The sequence below is a fragment of the Conexibacter sp. W3-3-2 genome (assembly GCF_009707605.1).
Taxonomy (GTDB): Bacteria; Actinomycetota; Thermoleophilia; order Solirubrobacterales; family Solirubrobacteraceae; genus Paraconexibacter; species Paraconexibacter algicola.
Window position 1 is genome coordinate 2,166,836 of record NZ_WLYW01000001.1, and the last position, 11,452, is coordinate 2,178,287.

Genomic DNA, 11,452 nt, shown 5'->3' on the forward strand with positions numbered 1-11,452 from the left:
GCGCCTGCAGCAGCTCGCGTCGCTCCCGGGAGTCCCCGTCGGGCAGGGCGGCCAGCTGCTGCTGCAGCGTGCGCGCCCCCCCCCCCCGCGAGCCGCCGGTCGCTCGCGCGGCGGAACACGACGAACTGGTCGGCGAACGCGTTGGCCAGCCGGGCCGCGCCCTCCGGGTCCGGGTCGCTGGCCGTCAGCTCGAGCAGGTCGGTGTCGGGCTCGTTCGTCACGTCGATGCGGTCCAGCAGCCCCGAGACGTCCAGCGGCGAGCGCAGCGAGGCGCGCACGAGCTCGGCGACGTCGTTGGAGCGCGCGAGCAGCAGGTTCGTCGCCGCGGCCCGGGCCGGATCCGGCGGCCGCGCGCCCGGGTCGATCAGGGTCAGCAGGCTCGACTGGCGCACGAGGACGGTCGCGGTCGCCGTGTAGGTCTTCTCGGTCGTGACCGCCCGCGCGACGAAGACGCCGCCCACGACCGCGGCGGACAGCGCGAGGATCCACCAGCGGGCGCGCAGCAGCCGCCACGCGTTCTCCAGCGAGGTGGGGGTCGCCGCGGTCGGGCCCGGGCCGGTCACGCGGCGCTCCCCGCCCGGGACGGCAGCCCGCGGTAGGCGACCGCGAGCAGGCCCATGCTCAGCGCGAGGACCGCGGTGCCGCGCTCGTCGGAGCCCATGATCGACGCGGCGAGCTCGACGATCACGAAGCCGATCGCGCCGACCGCGGCCGCCAGCGCGGCGCAGCGCACGAGCGGGTCGCCGTGGCGGCGCCAGACGCGCAGTCCGGTCCACAGGACCGACCCGAGCACCGCGAGGTACGCGAGCCCGCCGAGCACCCCGGCCTTCATCCACCACCACAGCAGCCCGAAGTGCGCGTACTGGTGCAGATCCTGGCCCTCGAACGGCAGCGGGTAGCGGGTCGGCCAGTCGACGCCGACGCCGATCCCGGTCAGCGGCTCCCGCTCGAGCGCGAGCAGCACGTTGCGCCGCTCCGAGAGCCGGTAGCGGTCCTGGTCGTTGCGGCTGACCTTCTGCGGCGAGAGCGACTGCGCCCGCTGCACGACCTCGCTGTCGGACCCGCCGAGCAGGCCGCCGGTGAACGCCGCGTACCCGGTCAGCCCCACGAGCACGACGACCACGGGCAGCAGCCGGCGCAGCTCGCGGCCGGAGCCGAGCAGCAGCAGCACGAGCAGGCAGGCGATCGCCGCCAGCCAGAAGGAGCGCCGGTAGGAGAGCACCATGCAGGCGACGACGACCGGGACCGTGAGGCGGGCCAGGCGGCTCGTCGGGACCCCCGCGAGGGTCGCCGCGAGCATGCCCAGGAGGAAGAGGACGAACAGGTAGTTCGTGGCCGGCTCGTAGTACGTGATGCGTCCCAGGCCCGTCGACACCGCGCCGAGCCCGCCGAAGACGACGACGAACCCGGCGAGCGCCTTGACGAGCGCGATGACCGGGATCGCCCGCAGCACGCGGCGCAGCTGCTCGTCGGTGCGCACGACGTGCACCACGAGGAACGGCATCGTGAACAGCGGGGCGGTCGTCTGGATCGTCGAGACGATCGTGTACGGGATCGCCTTCCCGCCGAGGACGCCGTACAGCGTCCCGAAGACCAGCGCCGCCGCGACGAGGCCGAGCGCGAGCCCGAACGGCGCGACGCCGCGGAAGCCGACCTCCCGGCGGATCCCGTCGAGGACGACCGCGGCGACGGCGAGGAGCGTCAGCAGGTTCACCGGGCTGAGCGTCACCGCGGTCGGCGTGTAGAGCGTCTCGAACGCCGGGACGCCCCACTCGCGCGTCGCCTCCGCCCCGATCAGGACGCCGACCGTGACCGCGACCGCCCAGCCCGGATGCCCGAGCAGGAAGACCGCGGCGGCCAGCGCGACGAGCCCGAGCACCGCCAGGAGCGGACCGGCGACCACCGCCGCCCCGACGAACCCGACCGCGAGGGCACCGGCGAGCAGGACGGGCAGCGGACCGACGCGGACGTCCCCGGGACGGACGGCCGTGAGGCTGGGCGTCGCCACCGGACCTCAGACCGGGACGCGCCGGCCCGTGCCCGACTGGCCGCTGCCGTAGTAGTCGTAGCCGGCGTCCAGCACGCGGACCCCGTTGACCACGAGACCGGCCCGCGCGCCCGGGAAGCGGTCGAGCACGGCACGCGTGCGCCGGACCTCCTCGCGGGTCGTGTGGTACGCGCGGGCCGTGATCAGCACCGCGTCGATCTCCGGCCGGTCGAGCAGCACCTGCGAGTCGGCGACCGGCAGCAGCGGCGGCGCGTCGAGCACGATCAGGTCCGCGGTGGCGGCGAGGTCGTCGAGCACGCGGCCCATCTGCGGGGACCGCAGCAGCTCGGCCGCGTTGGGCGGCGTCGGCCCGGAGGGCAGCACCCGCAGCGTCGTCAGGCCGGGCAGCACCTGCCGCGCGAGCGTGTCCACCGGCGTGCCGCCGATCAGCGCGGTGGTCAGGCCGCGCGGGTCCCCGGCGAGGTCGAACTGGTCCTGGAACGTCGGCCGGCGCAGGTCGACCTCGACGAGCACGACCTGCTGGCCGGACAGCGCCGCGGCCCGCGCGAGCCCGGCGGCCGTCGTCGACTTGCCCTCCCCGGGCACGGCGCTCGTGACGAGCACCACGCGGATCGGGCGGTCCCGCTCGAGCGTCCCGAGGCTGCTGCGCAGGATCCGGAACGGCTCGAGCGCGAGGCTGCGGTCGCGCTGGGTGGCGGGGTCGCGCGGGCGCTCCGGGATCGTCGTCAGGGCCGGCAGCCGGTAGAGCGCCTCGAAGTCCTCCCCCGCCTTGATGCGCCGGTCGAAGAGGTCGATCAGGTAGATCAGGACCAGCCCGAGCACGAGCCCGAGGAGCAGGGCGAGCAGCGCCGAGCGGCGCAGGTCGGGGGACGCCGCGGAGGTGGGGACGGTCGCCCGGTCGACGACCTGCGCGCCGCCGGTCGTGACGGCGGACAGCGCGTTGATCGTCTGGAGGGTCTGCTCGAGCTGCGCGCGCTCCGCGGTCGCGGTCTGCGGCAGCGCGGCGAGGCGGCGGCGCACGAGGTCCTGGCCGTCGGCGATCTGCCGCCGGTCGGCTTCGGCGCGGAAGGCGACGAACTGGTCGGCGAACGCGTCGGCGAGGCGCTTGGCGCGGTCCGCCGAGGGATCGGTGACCGTGATCGTGATGATGTCCGCGTCGGGCTCCGCGACGGCGTCGACGCGGTCCAGCAGCTCCTCGGGGCTCTCGGGCGCGCGGAGCGCGCGCTTGACCCGCTGCGCGACGGCGACCGAGCGGACCAGCAGCACGTTGGTCGAGGCGTCCCGGGTGGTGTCCTCGGAGGCCTGGGCGCTGGGGTTGATCAGCCCCTGCAGCTGCGACTGGCCCTGGAGCAGGGTGCTGGTCGCCTCGTACTGCTTGGTCTGGGTCGCGGCGAGGCCGACCCACACGACCACCACGGCGACCGTGACGAGGAGCGCCATCCACCGCCGCTCGCGCAGGACGCGAAGCGCGGCGAGTGACGCCGAAGGCTCGTTCGTCGGGGTGCTCATGCGCCGCGCAGTCTACGAAGCGGTCGCCGGTCAGATGCGCTTCGTCGCGCTGGATCCCGACCAGAACTGCCGCACGCGGACCTGCAGGCCGCGGGTGCCGAGCTGGCGCGGGAGCCGCACGCGGTAGCTGCGGTCGCGGGCCTGCCGCAGGGTGGCGGTGTAGCGCAGGCGGCCGCCCTGACGGACCTCGAGGCCGAGCGCGTCGCCGGCCGGGCCGCTGCCGCTGGCGATCACCGTGCCGCCCGAGCGGCGCAGCCGCAGCGTGACGCGCGCGGCGGTCCCGCCGCCGCCGAACGCGGTGCGCGCGGCGGCGAACGCGAGCTTGCGCTTCTGCGTGGTGGAGAGCAGCCCGAACCGGTACTGGGCGGTGTCGCGCAGGTTGTAGACGAGCGCGCCCTGGACGTAGGAGGCGGAGCGCAGCAGCCGGAACGTGTCGCGGAGGTTCGCGGCCTGCACGCCCTGGGTGACGCAGGCGTGCCCGCCCTCCGTGCTCTTCGGCCGGCAGCTGGTCCAGCCGAACTCGCCGAGGAACAGCGGGGCGCGGTCGCCGGCCGCGCGCTGGGTCTCGCGGATCGCGCGGATCGAGGCGAGCACGAGGTCGTAGTAGTGGACCGAGAGCGCGTCGTAGCTGCCCTTGGCGCCGTTGGCGTAGAGCGCCTTCAGGAACGCGCCGTTGGCGCCGACGATCGCGCCGCCGAGCACCTTGACGTCGGGGGCCGCCGCCCGGATCAGGGGGTAGCTGGCCTTCAGCAGCCCCGCGTAGGTCCTGGCCTTGTCCGCCCCGCCCCAGTAGACCTGGTTGGCGTGGTCGGGCTCGTTCCAGATCTCGATCCAGCCGAGCGTGCCGGTGAAGCGCTGCGCCAGGAACGCCGCCGCGCGCCCGTAGGCGGCGGGATCGGACGGCGGGTGGAACGGCGCGTCCTGCGGCACGGTGCCCGAGCAGCCCGCGGTGAGCTGCGGCGCCGTCGAGGTCCAGCACGGGGACCCCAGGAAGGTGACGAGGACGCGGATGCCGCGGGCCTTCGCGGCGGCGAAGACGTCGTCCAGGCGCGCGAGGTAGGCGGCGTCGTAGGTCCCCTGCGTCGGCTCGAGCAGGTCCCAGCGGATCTCCGTGCGCACGACCTTCGCCCCGAGGGCGCGGGCCTCGTCGAGGTCCCGGACCATCTCGACGCGGTTCTCCGCGGCACGGATCGGGGCGATCGTGACCCCGGTGACCGGGGCCGCGTGGGCGGCCGGGGCGGCCAGCAGGCCGGCGAGGGCGGCGGCTGCGCCGAGCAGCACGGACCGTGGGCGGGGGGAGCGGAGCGCGTTCATGCGCGGACATCAACACCGCCACCCCCTCTTGGTTTCGGTCATTTGTCGCGGTCGGCGCGCCGCCGCGTCGCCGCGGTCGTCGCCGTGCAGGACCGGGCCGGCCGCGGGGTCGCCGCTACCATCGGGCGCATGAGCACTGCTCCCCACGGCCTGTCCGACCGCGCTCGCGCCATCGTCGAGGCGGCGGAGGAGGCGGCCCGGGCGGGGCGCGGCGACCGTCCGGCGGCGGAGCGCACCCCCGTCCCGCGCCGCCCGGCGCCGGCCGCGCTGCGCGCCGTCCAGCCGCCGAGCGCGGCGCCCGCGGACGTCACGGCGATCCCCGATCCCGAGCGGTTGCTGGCGCTGATCCAGCGCATCGCCGTGCAGGCCGCGGAGGTCCGGCGCCGGCTCGACGCGCTCTCCGAGGAGGTCGGCCGGCGCGAGGCCGTGGCGCCGGCCCCGCAGCCCGCGCCGACCGACGCGCCGCAGGACGCCCCGCTGCCCGGGCCGACGGACGCCGCCCCGGACGACACGGGTGCGGACGTCGCGGCGGCCCCCGTCGCGGCCGAGCGGCCGGCCCCGGCGCCGCACGGCGAGACCGCGCGGCTCGTGGCGATCGAGATGGCGGTCGGCGGCGCGTCCCGGGCCGAGGCCCGCTCGCGGCTCACCGACGAGTTCGGGATCCGCGAGGTCGACGGCCTGCTCGACGAGGTCTACGGCCGGGCCTGATCTCCGGCCGTCCCCGTGAGCACCGCGGCCATCCGGTCGCGGAACACCTCGGGGGCGAAGCCGCGCGCGTGCGCGCGCAGGTCCTCGTCGCGGAGCGTCAGGCCCTCGAACCGCTCGATCGCCGCCGCCAGCCCCGCCGGGCTCGGGTCGTCGTAGAGCACGCCGGTCACCCCGTCGACGACCGAGTCGCGGGCGCCCCCGACGCCGTAGGCGATCACGGGCAGGCCCGCGGCCTGCGCCTCGACCGGCACGATCCCGAAGTCCTCGGTCCCCGGGAACAGCAGCGCCCGCGCGCGCGAGAACAGCGAGGCGACCTCCGCGTCGTCGACCCGGCCGGGGAAGCGCGCGCCGGACCCGGCGACCGCCCGGACGCGATCGAGGTCGCGGCCGGTGCCCGCGATGACGACGTCACGGCCCAGGAGCTCGCACGCGGCCGCCGCGACGTCCGCCTTCTTGTAGGGCACGACGCGCCCGAACACGAGGTAGAAGTCCTCCGGGACGCGCGGCGCGTCGAGGAACCGGTCGACGTCCACGGGCGGGTGCACGACGTGCGCGGGCACCCCGTAGGTGCTGCGGATGCGCTCCGCGACGAACGTCGAGTTGGCGACGAACTCGTCGACCTGGCGGGCGCCGCGCAGGTCGGCGCGGCGCAGCCGCCCCAGCAGCGCGCGGAAGACGAGGCCCCCGACGCGGCCGAGGTCCTCGCCCTCCAGGAACGACGGGTCCCAGGCGTAGCGCATCGGCGTGTGGCAGTAGCAGACGTGCCGCACCTGCCGGCCGCGACGCGGGTGCGTGCGGACGTTCTTCGCGTTGGCGTGGTTGCTCGACACGACGAGGTCGTAGCCGGAGACGTCGAAGCCGCGGAACGCGCGGTCCATCAGCGGCAGGAGCTTCGGGTAGTGCTCGCGGGCGCCCGGCAGGCGGTCGAGGAACGACGGGTGGATCGGCCGGTCGGTCAGCGCCCGCGGCCACGGTCCGTCGGGGTCGTAGACGGTCGTGAGGATCTCGGCGTGCGGGAGGAGGTCCAGCAGCGCGAGCACGACCTTCTCCGAGCCGCCGGGGATCGTCAGCCACTCGTGGGAGATCGCGACGCGCCGGTCGGCGAGCGCGGTGATCGGGGCGGGGTCGGTCATCGGGTGGGTGGAGGGTCTCAGGACAGGGAGGCGGCGCCGCGCAGGATCGCCGCCGAGAGCGCGTCGAGGTCGACGACGCCGCCGTCGCGGACGATCGCGAGGCTCTCGCGCGCGATCGGGTCGCGCGGCGCCAGCGCCACCGCGCGGCGCAGCAGACGCAGGGCGCGCGGCCGGTCGCGCTGGACGGCGGCGATCGCGCCGAGCTGCAGGGTCGCGTACTGGCCGTCGGGCACGCGCTCCAGCGCGTCCTCGAACGCGCGGCGCGCCCGCGGCAGGTCGCCGTAGCGCAGGGCGATGCTGCCCTCCAGCAGCGACGCCCGGTCGGACAGCGGGTCGAGCGTGCGGGCGCGGTCCAGGCGCGAGTAGGACTCCAGCGGCCGGGTCGCGAAGACGGCGGCGGCGCGGTCGATCTCGCGCTGGGCGCTCCACGGCGACAGGACGGTGAGCGCGGCCGCCCCGAGCACGAGGGCGAGGGCGGCGAGCTCGCCGGCGCCGCGGGCGCGCATCAGGGGGGCGCGCGGCGGGTCGTGGCGGGGGGCCAGCGAGCAGGCGAGCCCGAGCATCGCCACCGCCGGCAGCCCGAGCCCGGCGAACTCCCAGAACCAGTCGGCCGAGCCGTGCACCAGCCAGTAGCCGGTCACCCCGAGCGCCCCGGCGACGACCGCACGCGTGAGCGGGTCCCCGGCGCGCACCGCCCGCGCGGCCGCCCACGCGGCCCCGCCGAGCCACAGGAGCAGCAGCAGCGCGCCGACGAGGCCCAGCTCGCCCAGGACGCGCAGCTCGACGCTGTGCGGGTAGCGGGGGGTCTCGGTGCTCGTGCCGTCGCGCAGGTAGCTCTGGCGGAAGCTCTCGGCGCCCTGCCCGACGAGCGGCGCGGCGGTGAAGCCGTCGAGCGCGACGCGGTAGAAGTCGTAGCGGTTGGAGCCCAGCCCGGACGCGAGGCGGTTGCCCGAGCCGGAGTCCTCGGCGTAGCCGCCCTGGAACGAGGTCCAGGCGCGGTCGAGCCGGTCGACGGGGTCGCCGACGGCGACGAGGCCGCCGACGAGGCCGACGGCGACGACCGCGGCGGCGGCGAGCCGGCCGGCCCGGTGCAGCGCCGCGACGCGCGGGTCCCCGGACGGGCGCGCGACCTCCCAGCGGGCGACGGCGGCGACGATCGCACCGGCCACGAGCCCGCCGCCGAGCGCGAGCACCGCGACCGCCCGGAGGTCCGACGACGGGTCGGCGCCCGGGGTGGTGAGGACGTCGCCGACGTCGAGCGCGGCGAGCAGTCCCGGGGTGGCGGCGGCCGCGACGAGCAGCAGCGTGCCGAGGTGGCGCAGGCGGCCGGGCAGCAGCACGAGCAGCAGCAGCGCGGTGAGCGGGACGGCGATGAGCGACCCGCGGCTGACGCTCAGCAGCGCGAGCGGCAGGACCACGACCGCTCCGGCGGCGAACGCGCCGCGCGCCACCCAGGGCACGCGCGCGGAGGCGGCGAGGGCGACGGCGGGCCAGAGGACCATGAGCCACGTCGCGGCGGACGCGTTCGGGTAGCCGGCGGGGGAGCGCAGCCGGTCGTCGAGGAACAGGTCGACCGCGGCCTGCCCGCCCGCCCCGACGCGCACCGTCCAGGCGGCGGCGAGCACGAGCATCAGGGCCGTCCAGGCGCCGAGCACGAGCGCCGCGGAGCGGGCGCGCTGCCGCCAGAGCGCGAAGAGGAGGAAGACCGCCGCGTAGAGGACGGTGCGGCCGCCGGCCTCCAGCGCGGCACCGCGGTCGGGCGTCCAGAGGATCGACAGGAACGTCCAGGCGGTGAGGCCGACGAGGCCGGCGGTGGCGACCCGCACGGGCGTCGGGACGTCGCCCCAGGCGTTGGGCAGCGTGGCGACGGCGACCCCGAGCAGGCCGAGGACGAGGACGGTGGCGGGCGCCCACGCGGTGAGCGGGTAGCCGACGTCGTCGAACACCAGCGCGACCGAGACGAGCACGACGACGAGCGACGGCACCGTCACCGGCGCCGCGCGCACGAGCAGCTCGAGGGGACGCCCGGACCTCACCGCCTGGACCTTACGTCGGCGTGCGTCACTCGGCGGCGCGGAAGGCCGCGACGACGGTGCGCACGAGGATCTTCAGGTCGAGGGCCAGCGACCAGTGCTCGATGTACCAGTTGTCCCACTCGACGCGATCGGCCAGCGAGGTCTGCCCGCGCAGGCCGTGGATCTGCGCCCAGCCGGTGATGCCCGCGCGGACGCGGTGGCGCTCGTCGTAGCGGTCGATGTCGTGGACGAACAGCTCGACGAACTCGGGACGCTCGGGCCGCGGGCCGACGAGGCTCATCTCGCCGCGCAGCACGTTCAGCAGCTGCGGCAGCTCGTCGAGCGACGTGCGGCGCATGAACCGCCCGACCGCGGTGCGACGGTCGACCCCCTCGACGCCGCCGGGCGCCTGGCCGGCCCCGGGCCGGAAGGCGTCCCCGGGCCGCGGGACGGCCATCGACCGGAACTTCAGGAGGTCGAAGGCGCGGCCGTCCCGGCCCACGCGCCGCTGGCGGAAGAGGACCGGACCGGGACTGCTGGCCTTCACCGCGACGACGAGCGCGAGCAGCAGCGGGCCGAGGAGGAGCAGCATCACCGCGGCGACGAGCCGGTCGAGCGCGTGCTTGACCACGAAGCGCCAGCTCCGCGGGTTCGTGCCCGCGAGGCCGAGGAGCGGCAGCCCGCCGAGCGACTCGTACCGCGTGCGGTCGTTCATCGACTCGAACAGGCGCGGCACGAGCGTCACGCGCAGGCCCGCGCGCTCGCACCGCTGCACGAGCTCGACGAGGTCGCGGTCGGGCTCGGACGAGAACGCGACGACGACGTCGCGCGCGCCGGTCGTGCGGGCGACGTGCTCGAGGTCGTCGGGACCGCCGAGCACCGGGACGTCGTCGGCGGCCGGTGCCTCCGGGCCCCGCGGGTCGACGTCGAGGAAGCCGACCGGCCGCAGCCCGTACTCGGGCAGCTGGACCAGACGCCGGGCGACGCGGTGGCCGACGTGGCCCGCCCCGACGATGAGCGCGGGGCTGCCGATCCCCAGGCGCGTGCGCGCGAGCCGCTGCGTCCCGGCGATCGCGATGCGCGCTGCGCCGACGAGCAGCACCGACAGCACCCAGGCGTGACCGACGACCCCGTCGTCCAGCGTCGCGTCCGCGACGGTCGCCTGGACGACGACGAGCACCATGACGGCGACCGAGATCGCGCCGACGACGGGTCCGACGCCGTCGAGGACGTCGATGCGCAGGCGGCGGTCGTACATGCCCCGCGACCACAGCGCGAGCATCGCCAGCGGCGGCAGGGCGAGCAGCACGGGCCGGGCGCTCCCGGGGTCGCCGCCGCCGGGCCAGGCCAGGGTGAGCGCGACCGCGGCGACGAGCGCGAGCAGGTCGACGGCGGGGCGCAGCGGCCGCCAGCCGGGCCCTTCGAGCAGCCAGGTGGCGCGCGGGTGACCGGTCGTGGCGGGTGCGGGCGCCGGCCCGGGAGCGTCGCGGCCCGCGAGGATCGGCGGGTCGGGGGCGCGCTCCGCCCGCCTCACGACCCGCCCAGGTCCGCGCGGCTGCCAGCGGGTGAGGGGGCGCAGGCCGAGGACGAGCAGCCCGAGCAGCAGCGCGGTGCCGAGCAGCAGGAAGAGGTCGCGCCGGTCCAGCGGCAGCGTCGAGGCGGCGTCGCCGGACGGGTAGGCGGTGCGGACGGGCGCGCCGGGCGCGCGGTCCGCGGCGACCGTCGTGGTGCCACCGCCCGCGGCGGCCGGAGCGCCCTCCCCCGCGGTCGCGGCGCTGTCGCGCTCGGTCCGGGCACCGTCGCCGGATCCGCGGCGCTGCGAGCCGCGGGTGTCGGAGCGCGGGTCGTCGCCGCGCGTGGCGGGCGCGGTCGCGCCGGGCGCGGGGGCCGCCGCGGTCGGGGCGGCCGCGGGTGCGGGAGCGGCGGCCCGCAGCGGCGCCGGGGCCGCGGGACGGGCGCCCGTCCCGGAGCCGGAGCCGCCCGCGGCCGGGCCCGAGCCCCCCGGGCCGCCGAGCAGCTGGGAGCCGAGGATCACCTGCTCCCCGCCGCCCGGCCCGCCGTAGCCGCTCAGCAGCGAGCCCTTGGCCTGGGCGGCGGTGGGCGTGAGGGCGAGCGCCGCGACGGCGGCGAGCAGGATCCGGGAGCGTGGACGGGGCATCGGCACAAGGAACACCGGCGGGACCGGAAGGTTGGCCCGCGCAGGAGCGGCGACGCGCCGAATGTTGCACGCCACCTACGTCATCGAGCCTATCGGACGGCGCGCCCGCCGTCGGACCGGCCGTCGGTCACTCGCCCCGCAACGTCCGGTTGATCGCGTCGATCGTCTGGTTGATCCGCACGCTGGTGCGCGCGACGTCGGTGCTGAGCTGCGTGCGGGCCGCGAGGATCTCGGTCGCGTCCTTGGAGCGGAACGCGGCCCGCGCCTTCGTCACCGTGGTGCCGTAGCTGCGGATCGCGGCGACGAGCTGCTCGTGCTGCTGGCGCACGGAGTCCGGCGGGTCGACGCGGCGCAGATCGGCGACCACGTCGTCGATCGCGGCGCGGAAGCGGCCCAGCGTCGCGCTGTCCTGCGCCGGGGTGCTCGACGTCGTGATCTGCGACTGCAGGCGGTCGAAGGTCTGCGCGAACGAGGTCTGCGCCGCGTTGACCGCGCGCACGTAGTCGTTGCTGCGCTCGACGTCCTCCCCACCGCAGGCGGCGAGCGTCAGCGCGAGCAGCGCGGTGGCGATGGCCGAAACGACGAGGCGGTGCACGCGCGGAGAGTA

At 76.7% G+C, this 11,452-nt stretch carries 9 protein-coding genes; 2 read left to right on the forward strand and 7 right to left on the reverse strand.

Going from position 1 to position 11,452, the window contains the following annotated elements:
* Positions 1–225 precede the first annotated feature (225 nt).
* Complete coding sequence (locus tag GKE82_RS27000; RefSeq protein WP_196189157.1) at positions 226–417, forward strand: hypothetical protein; 192 nt, start codon at positions 226–228, stop codon at positions 415–417.
* Between the two features lie 142 nt (positions 418–559).
* Here GKE82_RS27000 and GKE82_RS30715 read toward each other — a convergent pair whose 3' ends face one another.
* Genes GKE82_RS30715 through GKE82_RS10675 form a run of 3 tightly spaced genes read right to left on the reverse strand, consistent with a single transcriptional unit; the run spans position 560 to position 4,831 of the window.
* Positions 560–2,008, reverse strand: coding sequence for an O-antigen ligase family protein (locus tag GKE82_RS30715; RefSeq protein WP_154733255.1), 1,449 nt, complete (start codon positions 2,006–2,008; stop codon positions 560–562).
* Positions 2,009–2,014: 6 nt separating this feature from the next.
* Positions 2,015–3,517 (reverse strand): polysaccharide biosynthesis tyrosine autokinase, encoded by a 1,503-nt coding sequence (locus tag GKE82_RS10670; RefSeq protein WP_154733256.1) that lies wholly within the window; start codon positions 3,515–3,517, stop codon positions 2,015–2,017.
* Between the two features lie 30 nt (positions 3,518–3,547).
* Entirely contained in the window at positions 3,548–4,831 is a 1,284-nt protein-coding gene (locus tag GKE82_RS10675; RefSeq protein ID WP_154733257.1) for a cellulase family glycosylhydrolase, read from the reverse strand.
* A 129-nt stretch (positions 4,832–4,960) separates the two neighbouring features.
* On the opposite strand from GKE82_RS10675, the gene GKE82_RS10680 reads away from it, so the two are divergent.
* A complete protein-coding gene (locus GKE82_RS10680) occupies positions 4,961–5,539 on the forward strand; it encodes a hypothetical protein (RefSeq protein ID WP_154733258.1) in 579 nt (192 codons plus the stop codon).
* On the opposite strand, the gene GKE82_RS10685 is transcribed toward GKE82_RS10680, so the two are convergent.
* From GKE82_RS10685 to GKE82_RS10700, 4 genes are all read right to left on the reverse strand, one after another.
* Entirely contained in the window at positions 5,524–6,672 is a 1,149-nt protein-coding gene (locus tag GKE82_RS10685; protein WP_154733259.1) for a glycosyltransferase, read from the reverse strand. The two genes, GKE82_RS10680 and GKE82_RS10685, sit on opposite strands and share 16 nt — an antisense overlap.
* Positions 6,673–6,689: 17 nt before the next feature.
* Positions 6,690–8,708 (reverse strand): O-antigen ligase family protein, encoded by a 2,019-nt coding sequence (locus GKE82_RS10690; RefSeq protein WP_154733260.1) that lies wholly within the window; start codon positions 8,706–8,708, stop codon positions 6,690–6,692.
* A gap of 25 nt (positions 8,709–8,733) precedes the next feature.
* A complete protein-coding gene (locus GKE82_RS10695; RefSeq protein WP_154733261.1) occupies positions 8,734–10,845 on the reverse strand; it encodes a sugar transferase in 2,112 nt (703 codons plus the stop codon).
* Between the two features lie 127 nt (positions 10,846–10,972).
* Positions 10,973–11,440, reverse strand: a complete 468-nt coding sequence (locus GKE82_RS10700) for a hypothetical protein (protein WP_107566927.1) — start codon at positions 11,438–11,440, stop codon at positions 10,973–10,975.
* Between the last annotated feature and the right edge of the window lie 12 nt (positions 11,441–11,452).